General features: G+C 42.3%; 18 protein-coding genes. 5 read left to right on the top strand and 13 right to left on the bottom strand.

Annotation, left to right across the window (positions count from 1 at the left end):
- The 3 genes from B4Q04_RS13640 to B4Q04_RS13630 are packed head-to-tail and all read left to right on the top strand — an operon-like array spanning position 1 to position 2283.
- On the top strand, positions 1-849 hold the full coding sequence (locus B4Q04_RS13640) for an ion transporter (RefSeq protein WP_013996077.1): 849 nt from the start codon (positions 1-3) through the stop codon (positions 847-849).
- On the top strand, positions 849-1781 hold the full coding sequence (gene miaA / locus B4Q04_RS13635; RefSeq protein ID WP_088697116.1) for a tRNA (adenosine(37)-N6)-dimethylallyltransferase MiaA: 933 nt from the start codon (positions 849-851) through the stop codon (positions 1779-1781). The genes B4Q04_RS13640 and miaA overlap by 1 nt, the downstream gene beginning before the upstream one ends.
- Positions 1771-2283, top strand: coding sequence for a gluconokinase (locus B4Q04_RS13630; protein WP_088697115.1), 513 nt, complete (start codon positions 1771-1773; stop codon positions 2281-2283). Before miaA ends, B4Q04_RS13630 begins: the two co-directional genes overlap by 11 nt.
- A gap of 40 nt (positions 2284-2323) precedes the next feature.
- On the opposite strand, the gene B4Q04_RS13625 is transcribed toward B4Q04_RS13630, so the two are convergent.
- The 13 genes from B4Q04_RS13625 to B4Q04_RS13565 form a co-directional block, all read right to left on the bottom strand.
- Positions 2324-3034: a response regulator transcription factor gene (locus tag B4Q04_RS13625; protein WP_013996080.1), complete on the bottom strand. Its 711-nt coding sequence runs from the start codon at positions 3032-3034 to the stop codon at positions 2324-2326.
- Positions 3035-3045: 11 nt separating this feature from the next.
- A complete protein-coding gene (locus B4Q04_RS13620; RefSeq protein ID WP_013996081.1) occupies positions 3046-4626 on the bottom strand; it encodes a sensor histidine kinase in 1581 nt (526 codons plus the stop codon).
- Positions 4627-4709: 83 nt separating this feature from the next.
- A complete protein-coding gene (coaE, locus tag B4Q04_RS13615) occupies positions 4710-5300 on the bottom strand; it encodes a dephospho-CoA kinase (RefSeq protein ID WP_088697114.1) in 591 nt (196 codons plus the stop codon).
- Positions 5297-6199 (bottom strand): YbbR-like domain-containing protein, encoded by a 903-nt coding sequence (locus B4Q04_RS13610; RefSeq protein ID WP_158499764.1) that lies wholly within the window; start codon positions 6197-6199, stop codon positions 5297-5299. Before B4Q04_RS13610 ends, coaE begins: the two co-directional genes overlap by 4 nt.
- Positions 6200-6265: 66 nt before the next feature.
- A complete protein-coding gene (locus B4Q04_RS13605) occupies positions 6266-7267 on the bottom strand; it encodes a glycosyltransferase (RefSeq protein ID WP_088697113.1) in 1002 nt (333 codons plus the stop codon).
- A gap of 126 nt (positions 7268-7393) precedes the next feature.
- On the bottom strand, positions 7394-8206 hold the full coding sequence (locus tag B4Q04_RS13600) for an enoyl-ACP reductase (protein ID WP_088697112.1): 813 nt from the start codon (positions 8204-8206) through the stop codon (positions 7394-7396).
- A gap of 156 nt (positions 8207-8362) precedes the next feature.
- Positions 8363-10015: a DNA repair protein RecN gene (gene recN / locus B4Q04_RS13595; RefSeq protein ID WP_088697111.1), complete on the bottom strand. Its 1653-nt coding sequence runs from the start codon at positions 10013-10015 to the stop codon at positions 8363-8365.
- A 55-nt stretch (positions 10016-10070) separates the two neighbouring features.
- Positions 10071-10958, bottom strand: coding sequence for a DUF4835 family protein (locus tag B4Q04_RS13590; protein WP_088697110.1), 888 nt, complete (start codon positions 10956-10958; stop codon positions 10071-10073).
- A complete protein-coding gene (gene coaBC, locus B4Q04_RS13585; RefSeq protein WP_088697109.1) occupies positions 10951-12156 on the bottom strand; it encodes a bifunctional phosphopantothenoylcysteine decarboxylase/phosphopantothenate--cysteine ligase CoaBC in 1206 nt (401 codons plus the stop codon). The genes B4Q04_RS13590 and coaBC overlap by 8 nt, the downstream gene beginning before the upstream one ends.
- A 3-nt stretch (positions 12157-12159) precedes the next feature.
- Positions 12160-12492: a DNA-directed RNA polymerase subunit omega gene (locus B4Q04_RS13580; RefSeq protein WP_013996089.1), complete on the bottom strand. Its 333-nt coding sequence runs from the start codon at positions 12490-12492 to the stop codon at positions 12160-12162.
- Positions 12493-12504: 12 nt separating this feature from the next.
- The gene (locus B4Q04_RS13575; RefSeq protein WP_231854782.1) at positions 12505-13329 is read right to left on the bottom strand and encodes an outer membrane protein assembly factor BamD; all 825 of its coding nucleotides are present in this window, start codon (positions 13327-13329) and stop codon (positions 12505-12507) included.
- Positions 13330-13449: 120 nt separating this feature from the next.
- Positions 13450-14334 carry a 4-hydroxy-tetrahydrodipicolinate synthase gene (gene dapA, locus B4Q04_RS13570; protein WP_013996091.1) on the bottom strand — a complete coding sequence of 295 codons (885 nt, stop codon included), beginning with the start codon at positions 14332-14334 and terminating at the stop codon, positions 13450-13452.
- Positions 14334-14867 (bottom strand): DUF6913 domain-containing protein, encoded by a 534-nt coding sequence (locus B4Q04_RS13565; protein ID WP_013996092.1) that lies wholly within the window; start codon positions 14865-14867, stop codon positions 14334-14336. The genes dapA and B4Q04_RS13565 overlap by 1 nt, the downstream gene beginning before the upstream one ends.
- A 103-nt stretch (positions 14868-14970) precedes the next feature.
- On the opposite strand from B4Q04_RS13565, the gene B4Q04_RS13560 reads away from it, so the two are divergent.
- Both B4Q04_RS13560 and B4Q04_RS13555 read left to right on the top strand, forming a co-directional pair.
- Positions 14971-15738, top strand: coding sequence for a 5'-nucleotidase C-terminal domain-containing protein (locus B4Q04_RS13560; RefSeq protein ID WP_088697108.1), 768 nt, complete (start codon positions 14971-14973; stop codon positions 15736-15738).
- Positions 15739-15793: 55 nt separating this feature from the next.
- Positions 15794-16705: a bifunctional metallophosphatase/5'-nucleotidase gene (locus B4Q04_RS13555; RefSeq protein ID WP_088697107.1), complete on the top strand. Its 912-nt coding sequence runs from the start codon at positions 15794-15796 to the stop codon at positions 16703-16705.
- Position 16706 lies beyond the last annotated feature (1 nt).

Genomic DNA, 16706 nt, shown 5'->3' with positions numbered 1-16706 from the left:
TTGAAAGAACAAAAACCCGATAAAGGCTGGAAAAACAAGGTTCATGAAATTATTTATGAAGCCGACACCCCTTTGGGAAAAGGGTTCGACATTTTATTGTTTATACTCATCATCATCAGCGTGCTTTTGGTCATGCTCGAAAGTGTTAAATGGATAGATGCCGAATACCATAAAATACTCTTTATACTCGAATGGATCGTTACCGTACTCTTCACCATCGAGTACATTGCCCGTATCGTCAGTATAAAACAACCCAAGCAGTATATTTTTAGCTTTTACGGTATTATCGACCTATTATCGACCATACCCTTATACCTTTCCTATATTTTTGCCGGTTCGCAGGTACTTCTGGCCATCAGGTCTTTGCGCCTTTTAAGGGTTTTTAGAATCTTGAAACTGGTACGCTTCCTTGGTGAAGCCTCCCAACTTAAAAATGCCTTAAAGGCCAGCAGGGCCAAAATCACGGTTTTCCTTTTTGCCGTACTCATTTTATCGGTCATTCTAGGCACGGTCATGTACCTTATAGAAGGTGACGAGGCCGGTTTTACCAGTATCCCTACCAGTATTTATTGGACTATCGTTACCTTGACCACCGTAGGTTATGGCGACATTGCCCCTATAACGCCCCAGGGCCAGTTTATAGCTACCCTGATCATGCTCGTCGGTTACGGCGTGATTGCCGTTCCTACGGGAATTGTAACCGTTGAATTTGGAAAAAGGTCGAAAAGTCAGCAACCTAGTGGAGAGAACAATTTTGTGCACGTCAATACCCAAGCCTGCAGAAACTGCGCCAAAGAAGGGCATAGGGACGATGCCAGTCATTGTTATAATTGTGGAAGCGAGCTCTAATGAAAAAGATACTTTTATCCGTTGTCGGCCCAACCGCAATTGGCAAGACCAAACTTGCCATTGCCCTCGCCCAATATTTTAAGACCGAGATAATATCCGCCGATTCCAGACAATTTTTTAAGGAAATGAAAATCGGTACGGCCGTGCCTACCACCGAAGAACTGGCCGGAGCCCAACATCACTTTATTCAACATATCAGTATTTTCGATTCCTATTCGGTAGGTGATTTTGAACGCGATGCACTGCAGTTGCTCGACAAACTGTTTAAAACCCATGATATTGTCGCGATGGTCGGTGGAAGCGGGCTATACACCAAGGCCGTAACCGAAGGGCTCGACGACTTTCCAAAAGTCGACCCGAAAATACGCGAGCAGCTGAATCAAGAATTGAGTGAAAAAGGTATCGAATCCCTACAGGCCGAACTACAAAAAAGAGATCAAAATTATTACGAAAAGGTAGACCTTAACAATCCGCATCGGCTCATTCGGGCTTTGGAAATTTGTATCGGAACGGAAACGCCCTACTCTTCCTTCCTTTCCCAGAGCAAGAAAAAACGCCCGTTCGAAACCCTAACCATCGGAATCGAGGCCGACCGAAAACTGATTTACGAACGCATCAACAAGCGTGTCGACCTTATGGTTGCCGATGGCCTTATCGACGAAGCCAGGAAACTTATGGAGCATCGGCACCTTAACGCCTTGCAGACCGTAGGCTATCGCGAACTTTTTACCTATTTTGAAAAGGAAGGCGAAGGGAAGGCTACGGCCGAGGACCTGAATTTTGCCCTCGATGAAATTAAAAAAAATACACGCAGGTTTGCCAAACGCCAACTTACTTGGTTCAAGCGAAACGAAGAAACCCTATGGGTGACACATGACTCTGCGTTCAAAGATGCTATAGCGACCTTAAAAAACAAACTAGATGAACGATAGAAATCCGATCATATTCGTTATGGGCGTTTCAGGCTCGGGCAAAAGCACCATAGGCCTACTATTGGCAGAGAAACTCCATATCAATTTCTTTGATGGGGATGATTTTCACCCCAAGGAAAACGTAAAGAAAATGGCCGAAGGTATTCCCTTAGACGACGATGACCGTCAAGGCTGGTTAGAACGGCTCAATCTATTGGCCCTTGAGAACAGTGAGAAAGGTGCCATCATTGCCTGTTCGGCCCTCAAAACAAAATACCGTTCCATTCTACAGAAGGGCCTGGAAAAGAAACTTCATTTCGTTTATCTGAAAGGCTCTTTTGACGAAATCATGGCACGGCTCAGGCAGCGCCAAAACCATTTTATGCCTCCTGCACTCCTACAGTCGCAATTCGACACCTTAGAGGTTCCCGATGACGCGATTACTGTGTCTATAATGCTCACACCCGATGAAATCACTGACCAAGTCATTGCCCAGCTGAACAATAAAAAAGCCCCGCTATAGTCATAGTAGGGCTTTTCGTATCTATTATTGTATTTCTATTTTATTCACCTTCTTTGACTACCAATCGGAAGCCTTCACCGTGAATGTTCAAAATTTCAACGGTATCGTCTCGTTTAAGGTATTTTCTAAGCTTGGCGATATACACGTCCATACTTCTTGAAGTAAAGTAATTGTCATCTCTCCATATTTTGGTGAGTGCCAATTCACGGGGCATAAGATCATTTTCATGCAAGGCCAAAAGACGAAGCAATTCATTTTCTTTCGGAGAAAGTTTAATCGCTTCCTCATCCTTGTATTTCAAAAAACGCAGTTTTGAGTTCAAATGGAAATTACCAATGGTAAATTCGAACTTCTTACTGTCAGCCAAGGTATTAGAAGCCTTTCTTTGAAGTATGGCCCTAATTTTCATCAAAAGAACTTCCGAATCGAACGGCTTGTTCAGATAATCATCGGCCCCGGCTTTATATCCTTTAAGAACATCTTCCTTCATGGTCTTAGCGGTAAGAAAAACGATAGGAACATTTTCGTTCTTTTCACGAATCTCCTTGGCCAAGGTAAAACCATCCTTATAAGGCATCATCACATCCAAAATACAAATGTCATAATTATCCTTTTTAAACTTCTCAAACCCCTCCATGCCATTTTTGGCCAAAGTGACATCAAAATCGTTCATTGATAAATAGTCCTTCAGCACAATTCCGAAATTGGGATCATCCTCCACTAAGAGTATTTTCTTATTTACTGTTTCCATAACTTGTTGAGTTAGATTAAAGGCAATTTTATATAAAATGTACTTCCCTTTCCTTTTTCACTTTCCGCATAGACTTCACCTTGATGATCGTCAACGATCTTTTTAACATATGCCAAACCGAGGCCGTGCCCCTTGACATTATGTAAATCTCCCGTGTGTTCGCGGTAAAATTTTTCAAACACCTTTTTGACCACTGCCTTGCTCATTCCGGCACCTTGATCTTTTACTTTTATCACAATAAAATTCTTGGCCACCTCGGTATATATATCTATTCGAGGTGCCTCTGTCGAATATTTAATCGCATTGTCAAGAATATTGACAATAACATTGGTAAAATGCATTTCACTGGCCAAAACCTCTGTACGGGTGGCGTCTAGATGGGTTTCGATATACCCCCCACGGTCGGCCACTATAAGCTCGACATGGGCGATAGCATCTTGTATTATGTCGTGAACGTCTACCCTATCCTTACTGATATCCAATTGGTTCTTTTCCAATTTTGAGATACGCAATACATTTTCCACTTGGGCATGCATTCGTTTATTCTCTTCACGGATCATGGTCAGATAGCGATCCACCTTTTCCGGATTCCCGATTATCTTAGGGTTTCGAATAGCCTCTACGGCCAAGTTTATCGTTGCAATGGGTGTTTTAAACTCATGCGTCATATTATTGATAAAATCCGATTTTATTTCGGATATCTGCTTTTGACGTATCAATTGGTAAATAGCCCCCGAATATGCGATTACGATTACCAAAGTAAAAAGTAACGATAAGAGCGCCATTTTTATTATGGACTGTATCAAGAATTTCTTTTTCTTCGGAAAAGCTATCAACAAGGAAAAATTACTAGCTCCCTCACTATCCTTAAAAATAGGTGTTTCATAGAGCATATCCTTTGCGAACTTGAACTTTCGCGACTTTACCTTTGTTGGAAGCCCTCTACTATACACCCCATACTCATAATCGAGATCAAGGTTTCTATTTTTAAGTTCTCGATCAAGCAACAGTTGAATTTCCTGTTTGGAAACCCTTTTATGAATCGGTACCTTTTTGGCATATTCGCTAAAAACGTCTTCAAACTGGGCTTTTTCTATTGATGAAAGCCCTCCGATTTTTTCTAGTTTCTGTTTTGCATTCAGTTTATACCCCTTACCATCAAGCCCAAAATCCTCTTTAAAGATCGTTTGGGTACGTTTACTGGTAAACCCCTTAATCGTGGCCGTATCACTTGCATTACCATTATCAAAGAACGTAGATGCTATATTGTAATTCTCCTCTAAAATACCATGGGAATAAAACCGAATCTCGTTGGAGTTTATATCCCTATCAATAAAAAATATATTTCTCAAATGAGAACTTTTGGGCTCGCCAACACTATCCTTGATGTTGAGATAACGCTCAAAATAATCTTTGGTTTCCCTTTCCGCAATTTTATCGGATACCGTGTTCAGCACTTCTGAAACGGTATTGGAGAATTGTTCCTCCTTATCTTCGACAGACTGTTTTATCCACAAGAACTGAACGGAAATAATTCCAATCAGGGAGAGACTCATCAGCGCCACCAAAAGAATAAATAGCCTCTTATTCATTTAAAAGTAAAATTAAAGATTTAACAACTCACAGATAGTACGTTTAACCAAACCTTAACAAAAATGTTAAAACTGCGTGAGGCCTAGATTTTATTGAGCAAATCGCGATGAATATCCAATACTTGAACCTTGGTTTGCTCGAGGTTTGTGTTTTCGATGACGTAGTCGGAAGCTTCTATTTTTCTATCGTCTTCCCATTGGTTTTTCATTCGGGCCTCTACACTTTTTACGGTAGTGCCCGCATCTCGTTGCACAACCCTTTCTATTCTTGTTTCCTTGGGGGCGACCACTAGAATAATGCAATCATAGAAATCTTGGGTTCCGATTTCGAATATGATGGCCGCTTCTTGAATGACGTAATCTGCAGTTTGTTCATCGGCCCAATGTATGAAATCTTTTCGAACCGCGGGATGGACAATTGCGTTCAGCTCGTTCAACAAGGCTTTGTCGTCAAAAACTTGGCGTGATACAAAGCCCCTATCCAACACCCCATCCTCCCGATAAGCTTCTTCACCCAGAAGTTCCTTTATGGCCAACACCAAGTCTTGGGAGCTTTGCATTAGCTCTTTGGCCCGGGTATCTGAATTATAGACGGGCACCCCCAATTCTTCAAACATTTTGGCGACCGTAGTCTTACCACTGCCGATACCGCCTGTCAAACCTACAATTCTCATTTCTTGTTCAATATATATTCAACCGTGTCCTTTTGTAGTTTTACACTGTGCAATCCACTGGGCTTTTTTCGCAATTGTAGTTTTAGCCCATGGCCTTCGCCTTCTTCGAGTTGGCGATAGTCGGCAATCACCTCAAAATCACCAGCCTCAAGTTTCTTCAAGCGCTCCAATTTGGCCTTGCACAAAACCGAGACCTTATCGGGAAACGTCTTTACCTCTACATTATCGGGAAAATGCACCATTTTAATCGGCACCTCGAAGACCTTTTCAGAGAAACGTGCAATTTGGGCCGTAAGCTCTACTTTCTCATCAGAGTACTCGGTATTCTTGAGTTTTTCGGATTTATAGATTTCCACCGATTCGGAAAAATCTGAATTTACATCGGGCAGGGTCAATTTCTTGGTACGGACGACCCTTATGCTATCTATCTCATCGGAAGGCCCAACAAGGGTTATGGAATCTGGTTTTGTTTCTATTTTTCCGTCCAAGAGGTAATTACGGGCCAAATTCATTTCCACGTTCGGATGTACGGGAACCTTCTTTGAAATTACGGCCAACATTCCCACAAAAAGGGTATCGGTCTCTATATCCACCAAAGACATAGAACCACTTAATTGCTTCTCTACCTGTTTTTTATATACATCTTGGGGCACATAGAACATCGAATCTTTACGCTGGGCCTCGGAAAGGTCAATAGCTATGGTACTCCTCCTGAAATTAAAACCCAAGAACTGAAAACCACCCGCTTTGAGCCTCACCTTTAATTCATTATCCGTCGCACCCTTAAAAAGATAGCCTTCCGGCAGGTTCACATACTCCAAATTAAACTTGGCCGTACTCACATAGCTCCGGGAAAGGTTATTGATAAGCCATATCAAAGTAGAGAAGAATAAAAACATTAAAAACATCTTTACCTTCCTCTTCTTGAGGGCCTTTTTTATCTTATCTGTTATCAGGTCTAACAATTACTTAAAGAATAAATGTGGAAATAATATCTCTGGTTCCTTTTTGCTAAAGTTAAGGAAGATGCTTGATTTTAAAAAACCATAACCATACCCCATAAATTGAATACTCACGGCGACCAAGGAAAGCAAAGCTACCGCTAAGTTTCTGTTTTTCAAGAGCGAATCTATAAAGATGAGCAAAAAATAGACCACATATAAATAGACGGGCAAATGAATCCCTATTGCAAACAAAAGGAGTGAGGCCAAAAAGCCCAAGCAGAAAAACGTAGGAAACCAATAGGTCATTTTCGAGGTCTTCGGATGCCATTGGTTTAAAATAGGGCGAACACTTCCGAATTTTTTTACTTGAACGAAAAACTTGTTCCAGTCGATACGCCGCTTATGATACACAAAAGCTTCAGGAATCAATCGGGTATCAAAGCCCTTGTTCCATACCCGAAAGGTAAAATCAGGATCTTCACCGGGGTGAATCTTTCCGAATCCGCCCACAGTTTCAAAGGCGGTTTTAGAAATTCCCATATTAAAACTACGCGGCTGAAACTTGTTCAGCGCCTTTTTGTTTCCGCGGATTCCCCCGGTAGTAAGTACAGAGGTCATAGCGTAATTAATGGCCTTCTGCAAAAGTCCGAACGATTCATGGGCCGCATCGGGCCCTCCGAAACAATGTACAAAGTCCTTCTTCAGGGCCGTATGCACCGCTTCCAAGTACTGCGGCGGAATCATACAATCAGAATCTACGATAAGAAAATAATTGCCCTTGGCGCGGGCCATTCCGTAGTTTCTTGAATCCCCCGGCCCCGAATTGGGCTTCTTATAATAGGAAATGGACAACTTATCCCTATACTTTCCTATCACCTCTTCCGAAGAAAGGGTCGACCCATCTTCCACGATCAGCACCTCAAAATCATCGGAATAGGTCTGATGCGTCAGGCTTTCCAATAACTCCGCTATTTCATCGGGTCTATTATAAACAGGAACTATAAACGAGAAAGATAAATCCATGAGCTTTTATACGGGATTCCTAAGGCCTTTTCATTACCTGACCGATAATGTAAAATGCCCAAACATATGCCGAAAACAAATATTCTCGTCAGAATTCAATCATATTATGGGACGGGATCGTTGTTTCTACTCTGTAAAACGCTCGATAACCTCTTGGCTTACGCCCGTATTCGAGAAACCGCCATCGTGAAACAAATTTTGCATTGTAACTTTTCTGGTTAGGTCTGAAAAGAGGGTTACGGTATAATCGGCACATTCCAAAGCAGTGGCGTTACCCAAGGGAGACATTTTTTCAGCGTAACTGATAAAACCGTCAAAACCTTTGACGCCCTGACCGGCCGTTGTAGGAGTTGGCGATTGCGATATGGTATTTACACGAACATTTTTTTCCTTTCCGAAGAAATAACCAAAACTACGTGCCACCGATTCTAAGTAAGCCTTGTTGTCGGCCATATCGTTATAATCTGGAAAAACGCGTTGTGCCGCCATATAGGTCAAGGCTACGATGCTTCCCCACTCCTTCATGGCGTCGGCCTTGTACAAGCTTTGCAATACCTTATGGAACGAAAGTGCCGAAACATCCCATCCCTTGGTGGTAAAGTCATATTTTTCATCGGTATAAGAACGGCCCTTTCTAACATTGATGGACATCCCGATAGCGTGCAATACAAAATCGATTTTCCCACCTAGAATCTCCATTGACTTGGCGACCAGGTTATCAAGGTCCTCTTCACTCGTTGCATCGGCAGGAATGATCTCAGAACCTGTCTTTGCGGCCAAATCCTTGATCTGTCCCAAACGCATAGCTACCGGTGCATTGGTCAGAACAAAAGTCCCTCCCTCTTCATGGATTCGCTCTGCAGTTTTCCACGCTATTGAATTTTCATCCAAAGCTCCAAAAATGATTCCTTTCTTACCTTTTAGTAAATTATACGACATTGTGCTAGATTCTGTTGGTTGTTCTTATTAAAGGCCCAAAGATATTTAAAAAGTTGGCAACAAATAGTTGCCGTGTAAAGAAAAAAACATTTAAAGGCACAAAATCGACCTAAGAATCAAAATAGACAGCCTAAGAGACATAGGCCAAATCCGATTCTAGTTCAAAAGTTGCCTTGCATGGGCCATGGCCGAATCGGAAAGCTCTTTGCCCCCTAACATTTCCGCCAGTTCCACTACCCTTTCTTCTTGCTCCAATTCCTTCATATTGGTTTTGGTAACCGCCCCCTCTTCTTGCTTGTACACCTTAAAATGGTGATCGCCCTTAGAGGCCACTTGTGGCAAATGTGTAATGGAGAACACCTGCATGCTTCGACTCATTTCTTGCATTATATCCCCCATTTTTCCTGAGATTTCACCAGAAACCCCGGTATCGATCTCATCGAACATAATGGTGGGCAAGTTTTCGTATTTCGCCAAAATGGACTTAATGGTAAGCATGATACGGGATAGCTCTCCCCCAGAGGCCACTTTTTTCAGCTCCCCATAATCGCCCCCCTTGTTCGCAGAGAACAAAAAGGTAAGTCCGTCCGCTCCATTCGCCTTAAAGTCATTCGACTTAAAAAGTTCTATTTTAAAAGTAGCGCTGGCCATACCTAAGGCTTTGAGCGAATCTTCGAGTTGTTTTTTAAGTTCCGGAATCACCTTTTTCCGTTTAGCCGTCAGTACGTCGGCCGCCTTTTGCAATGCCGTTTTATGGGCCGCAAGCTCTTTTTCCTTCTTTTCAATGTCCGCCTCGAGATTTTCGGTAACACTGACCTTCTCTGAAAGCCCCTCCCTTATTTCCAATAATTCGGAAACCTCTTGAACCCCATGTTTTTTCTGTAAATCGTATAGCTGTTGCAGCTTGGCGTTCGTTTCTTCGAGCAATTGCGGATTGGCCTCGGTATCTTCTTGATAGGTCTGAAGTTCGGAGGCTATATCATCGACCTCTATAAAAACCGATTGCACCCGTTGGTTCAGGTCGGCATATTGACTACCATAGCCCGAAAGGCGATTCATCAGCTGTTTGAGTTCGGTAAGCAAACTAACGATACCCACTTGTTCGTCATTGAGCAGCTGATGGCCCGAAGCAATAAGCTCAAGAATATTCTCTACGTTGTTCAATTGCTCATACTGCTCTTCCAATTCTTCCTGGAGTCCCAGCTTCAAAGGAGCAGCCTGAAGTTCCTGCAAGAGAAAACTATTGTAATCATGTTCTTTATTCGCTTCTTTTTGAAATTCGATCAATTCAGAAAGTTCCTTTGAGGTTGCTTTGAACAAACGGAGCTTCCCTCCATAATCGGCGAGCAAGTCTTTGTTTCCCGCAAGGGCATCTATTACTTTCAACTGAAAATCGTTTTCGGTCAACTGCAAGGTCTGGTGTTGCGAATGCACATCTATCAGATTGCTTCCCAATCGCGTAAGAACATCCAGTGTAACGGGAGAATCGTTGATAAAGGCCCGTGATTTCCCACTAGGCTGGATTTCCCTTCGGATAATGGTCCGTTCCTCGTAATCTAGATCATTCTCCTGAAAAAAGGACTTCAAATTATACTTATCGATTTGAAATTCGGCCTCGATAATACATTTTTTTTCCTTATTCCTCAAAGAGGATAAATCGGCGCGCTTGCCCAATACCAAGGACAAACCACCCAACAAAATAGACTTACCGGCACCGGTTTCACCAGTGATACAAGTGAATCCTTTGGTAAAGGCCACGTTCAGGTCATCTATTAAAGCGTAATTTTTTATAGAAAGGTGTACTAGCACAGTTTTTTATTCGATTTGTGCCGTAAAGATAAATGATAATTTCGTACCGAAAGAACTAGTATTTAATATCGTTCCAAGTACTGGAATATAGAGGGGCAATTCTGTTCAAAGTCTCTTTCAACTGAACGATATCGACTTTAGGACCATCTGAAAAGATGTTTTGGATCTCATCTGACTTGGCGTCAAAGAAGGTCTGTATCAAAAAGGCGTTCGGCCTGCGTTTGATCATGGTCTCAAAAAGCTTCATGGTACCGGCAATCACCTGTTTTCCCGTACTATTGTTATCCCCTAGAATATCAAGTCCTTTACGGTGATAATTATACATGGCGATACGATATTCGCGATAGGTATTGGACAAAAGGTTATCTACCAACTCAAAACGGCTACGGTCACTGCTTTGATCCCAACCTGCATAGCTACTGCCTTGCGCCTGGGTGGTTATCTGCTGCGCCTTTCTAAAATACTCTGTACCGCCTTCCAAAGAAAAGGTATCGGCATCCAAGCCTAAAATAATGTAGATGTAATAGGAAACCACACCTACCAAATTAGATTCGAATACATTTTCATTGAACACCAAAGGCTGAAATTCGATGTATTCAAAATTTAATTGATTGTCCTTATAATTAAAAACAGGAGTTTCATAAGAAGTATTAAAAACAGGCCGGGACGACTGAATCTGAATATTGCCTTCAAAGCGATTCGACTCATACTTATTGATCGTAATGAACATTTGGGCGCTTACACGCTCATTTTCCTTATACTTTCGGTTCGTCCACTTGTTCTTGTTCACAAAGTCGTTCAACGAGCGCTCAAGCGTTTTAAAGACCTGCTGGTTGGTTTGAGAGACCTGATCCGCGTTTATGGTCACCACACAGTTCATCTCTTGTGCCGAAACCGACATCATTACAAATGAACAAGCAAGTATAAATAAGAAATTACGCATGGTATCTTTTCAAGATTTCGTCAAAAATGTCTTTGGCCACCTCTGCCTTTGTCTTTAGTTCAAACGGCTTAATTTCAGAATTCTTATCTATGAAAGTGATTTTGTTCGTAGGTTTTCCAAAACCGGCACCCTTATCGTTCAAAGAGTTAAGAACAATGGCGTCTAAATTTTTCTTTTTAAGCTTGCCTATCGCATTATCCAGTTCATTTTCTGTCTCTAAAGCAAAACCAACCAAAAACTGTTTTTCCTTCTGGTCACCCAATGAGAGCAAGATGTCTTTGGTCTTCACCAATTCAATCGAAAATTCAGTTTCTTTTTTCTTTATTTTTTGATTAGCCACCGTTTTAGGCCTATAATCGGCTACCGCAGCAGCGCAAATGGCAATATCCATTTCTTTGTAATGCAAGTGCACCTCATTGTACATTTCTTCCGCAGAGCTTACTTTTTTTAAATCGACAAGGTCGTGCGAAACGGCAAGATGGGAAGGCCCAGAGACCAAAGTAACGTGTGCCCCTAAATTTGCAGCCACCTTTGCCAACTCATAACCCATTTGGCCAGAAGCATGATTTCCGATAAAACGGACAGGGTCAATGGCTTCATAGGTGGGTCCGGCAGTAATCAAGACCTTTTTTTCGCTAAGCGGAAGCCCTTTTTGCAGATAGGCCTTAATGAAGCCTACAATATCTTCAGGTTCGGCCATACGTCCTTCACCATGAAGACCGCTTGCCAATTCGCCCGAAGTTGCGGGAATCATAATATTACCGAAAGACCGTAATTTTTCAAAAGCGATTTTTGTAGACGGATGCCTGTACATATCCAAATCCATTGCCGGGGCAAAAAATACCGGACATTTAGCCGACAAGTACGAGGCCAACAGCAAATTATCGCACGTACCCGAGGCCATTTTCGACAATGTATTTGCCGTAGCGGGCGCCACTAACATCAAGTCTGCCCACAGCCCGAGTTCCACATGGTTGTTCCAATCGGTCTCCCCTTCATCTTCGTGAACAAAAGAGGAAAGTACCGGATTTTTAGAAAGCGTTGCCAGGGTAAGTGGGGAAACAAAAGAGCTGGCGCTCTCCGTCAAAATAACTTTGACATCGGCGCCAGCTTTAATCAGTAAACGTACAAGAAAGGTAGTTTTATAAGCGGCAATCCCTCCGGTAATGCCTAAAAGGATGTTCTTTCCGCCTAGCATATACTACTGGTCTTTCTCCGTATTTCTGTGATATATTTTGTCGTTCAACCACTCTTCAACGGCCAAGGCATGTGGTTTTGGTAGTTTTTCGTAGAATTTAGAAACTTCTATCTGTTCTTTATTCTCAAAAACCTCTTCCAAACTATCGCTATAGGTAGCGAACTCTTCCAATTTCTCTAGAAGTTCCTTTTTGATTTCGGAATTGATCTGTACCGCCCTCTTTGCCGTGATCGAAATTGCCTCATAGATATTACCCGTCGGCTTATCAAACTCATTTTTATTGATCGTTACCGTAGAAACGGGAGCTTTCGAATTTTTAAGATCGTTCATATTCATAGTCAAACTAATTTATTTTGCTTCTTTCTCTTGGGAAAAACCCTTTAATTCTGAATTTACTTTTTCAAGTATCTTATCGGCCTCTTCGCCGTATTTTGTATCAGGAAAATGCTTCTTCAAGGCATTGTAGTCCGCTACGGCATCCCGTAATCGTTCTTCCTGTAATCTTCTAAAGCTATTTAAGGCAAACCGCGAAGCCGATTCAAATCGGTAAAACAAGGCATCCTCCCTATAAATAGACCCCGGAAAATCGGAGATAAAATTATCGAAGGCCGCTACCGCAGGGGTCAGGAACGAGTAATCGAACTGCCCTAGTTTATTGAACTGCTTGGCTATTTCATAGGCCTTATGCTCCTTTTTCGTGGTCAGCTCCTTGGCCATGGCATTGGCTTCCGCAAAATATTCCGAATCGGGATAGGTGTTAATAAAAAGCTGCAATTTGGCCAAGGCCTTATCGGTATCCGTTTGATCCAAGGAATAGCTTGGTGAAAGCATAAAATAACTCTTTGCCCCTAAAAAGGAAGCTTCGGCCACCTTATCACTTTTAGGATAGGACTTAACAAACCGTTCGAACTGATAGCCCGCCATGTTGTAATCCTTTCTCTGAAAATAGGTATCCGCCAAGAAGAACATGACCCGCTCCCCCTGTGGCTTCCCCACATACTTAGGTGCGATTTGTTCAAAAAGACGATTGGCCCTTTTCATATCACCTTGCTCATAGAACTTCTGAGCCAGATCATATTTGGGCTTTACTTCTTCATTTTTAAGAACCTTTTGGTATTCGCTACAGGATTGAAATACCAAGGCAAGTAATAAGATAGGGGCTAATAACCTCATTTTAAAAAGCATTTTGCAAAATTACGGATTCCCGATGGATATAAAAAACAAAAAATAAAAGTAGCTAAAATAGCATTCTGAAACCCTTGCACCAATGCTTTTGGGGAAGATTTAACACCGCTAGGCAAAAACCTTAAAAGGTTTTACAAAGTTGGCGATGTTCTTTTTAAGACTATCGGAAGCCTCTATCAAAGGTAAGCGAACACTGGCACCAGAAAGCCCCAATACTTCAAAAATAGCTTTGATACCGGCCGGATTTCCCTCCTTAAAAATCAATCCCATCCCTTCTTGAAGTTCGTAATGTTGCCTGTAGGCCTCATCAACGTTTCGGTTCAATCCGGAGCGGATCATGTTCGAAAACTCCCTAGGAAGTCCTTGGCCCAAAACCGAGATAACGCCCGATCCTCCTGCCAAGACTGTCGCCAATGCGGTAAAGTCATCTCCCGAGATTACATGAAAATCCTTAGGACAGGCTTGAATCATTTCTTGCACCTGCACCATATTTCCAGATGCCTCCTTGATCGCAACAATGTTTTCCACATCGGCCAAGCGCGCAACGGTTTCCGGTAGCATATTACTACCCGTCCTACCCGGTACATTATAAAGGATAATAGGCTTAGGAGACACTTGGGCGATTGCCTTGAAGTGTTGATATATACCTTCTTGGGTAGGCCTATTATAATAAGGCGATACCGAAAGTACGGCATCGAAATTGGTAAGGTCGAGTTTCTGTAAATCTTCGATTACGGCAACCGTATTATTTCCCCCGACACCGACCACCAAGGGCAATCTGCCTGCGTTGGCAATGGTTACGGTATCGATTACCAACTGCTTTTCTTCTTTGGTCAGTGTAACCGATTCACCGGTAGTACCCAATACTACCAAATAGTCAACGCCACCGTCCACACAATAGTTCACGATACGATGTAACGCATCTACGTCTACCGAAAAATCTGTTTTGAACGGAGTGATCAACGCCACACCTGTACCAATCAATTGCTTCATTATTCAATTTCGTTTAATACGCCAAGGTATTTTTTAAGCTCCGATTTAAACGTCTTAAAATCTTTCAATGGCGAATCCATTATCAAATCATTGTACATGAGATCCACATCTTTAAAACCTACACGAAATCGGGCCCTTGTTTTTACGCTCATCAACTGTAGCAATAAATTATCACTGGTATAATAGTTTACGAGCAAATCGTACTCCCTACTTAAAAATTCAAGGGCATAACTGTTTTCTATGGCCCCGCCCCACCCAAGATCCTTATCGGAAAACACTGGGGTTGAATATGGCGAATTCTTGTCGTAATAACTTTTATAACCAATAATCTTTACCGCATTCGGCCGTAAATTATAATCTTCAACGAAACCATAAAACTGGTTCGCATCATCAAAGCTGTCTAGGTCCACGATACACCCTACCGAAGTAATACCTCTACTTCTTTCGATTATAGGCGGGTCTTTGGCCAGCTCCTGTTTTAAAAATTTAACGCCCGATTTGTATTTGAACTTATCTTTTATTCCCTTAAACATGTACTTTTACATTTTGTAACCATTCTGGTATGCAAAATCTGGAATGGGTTTTACAAATGTAAAGAATCTCCACGCATAATATGGCGCTAAGATAAAACGAAATATGGTTTTAAAAATAAAACATTTTGTTGTATTTGCAACATTCGCGATTTTCTACTCTTGTGGCGAACAACAACCCACACTTAAAAGTATTGAAGGAAAACAGCTTGCCATAGACAGTTCCCTGACCTCCAAGGCATCTATCGAGTCTTTTGTAAAGCCCTATCGCGAAAGGGTTGACCAAGTACTTGACAGCACCCTTACCTACGCCCCTTACCCCATCTCTAAAACGGACGGGGCACTGAATACCACGGCAGGAAACCTTATGGCCGACATTGTATTATGGGAAGCCGACCCTATATTTAAATCGCGAACGGGACACCATATCGATTTTGTATTATTGAACCATGGAGGCATTCGTTCCCTGATTTCCAAAGGAAATGTCTCTTCCCGAACCGCTTATGAGGTCATGCCTTTTGAAAACGCCATTGTGGTAGCCGAACTCAAGGGCGCTTCCCTCTTAAAAATGGCCTCGTACTTAAGGGACTCAGGTCGCGCCCATCCGATATCAGGACTTCAACTGACCCTCGACCCGCAGAACGAAATACATTCCATCAGCATACAAGGAAAGCCTTTGGACGAGAACAAAACCTACTATGTCGCCACCTCTAATTATTTAGTGAACGGAGGAGACAGCATGTTCTTTTTTAAGGAAGCCTTAAATATTATGAACACTGATTACCTGATCCGCAACGCCATGATCGACTACTTTAAAAAAGTAGACACCCTTAAACCGGTGGTCGACGACAGGTTTATCAAACTAAGCAAGTAACAGAACAAAAAACATACGCAGTACCATCGGATATTGCCTTTGAAAAAATAGTCTTATGAACAGACGAAAATTCATTAAAAACACCACGGCCTCAAGTGCACTCGCAGGCCTAGGCGGTCTTTCTTTAAGCTCTTGCCTTGGCAATGTAAAAAAACACATTACCATTTTACACACGAACGACGTTCACAGCCATATAGACCCTTTTCCTTCCGATCATTCTGAATTCCCCAATCTAGGGGGATTGGCAAGACGGGCTACCTTGGTCGAAAGTATCAGAAAGGAAAATCCGAATACCTTACTTTTCGATGCTGGCGATATTTTTCAGGGTACTCCCTATTTCAATTTTTATGGCGGGGAATTGGAGTTCAAACTTATGAGTATGCTCAAATACGATGCCGCCACCATTGGAAACCACGACTTCGATAACGGCATCGAAGGTTTATTGGCCCAAATGCCAAATGCCGATTTTGAAATGGTGAACGCGAATTACGATTTTAAAAACACCATAATGGACGGTTACGTCAAACCTTACAAAATCTATACGGTCGACGGAATAAAAATCGGGGTGTACGGACTAGGGATAGAATTGAAGGGACTGGTCAACAAATCTCTGTACAAAGAAACCCAATATCTCAACCCCTTTGAAATCGCCCAAGACACGGAACACACCTTAAAGGACGAAGAAAACTGTGACCTTATCGTCTGCCTATCACATTTGGGCTACGAATACAAAAACAAGCAAAAGCCGCACGACCTTGCCCTGGCAAAAGCACTTGAACATACCGATTTAATCATTGGCGGCCACACCCACACCTTTTTGGACAAGCCTAGCGTCGTACAGAACAAATCGGGAAGAAATGTACTGGTCAACCAAGTCGGCTGTTTTGGCATTAACCTAGGCAGGATCGATTTTTATTTTGAGGGCAAGGAAAACAACAAGGCCTCAGGTATATCCATTACCGTTTAAC

It is taken from the genome of Zobellia sp. OII3, assembly GCF_002211465.1.
Classification (GTDB): Bacteria; Bacteroidota; Bacteroidia; order Flavobacteriales; family Flavobacteriaceae; genus Zobellia; species Zobellia galactanivorans.
Note: the sequence above shows the minus strand (reverse complement) of the source record. Positions and strands in the feature narration are given on the sequence as shown.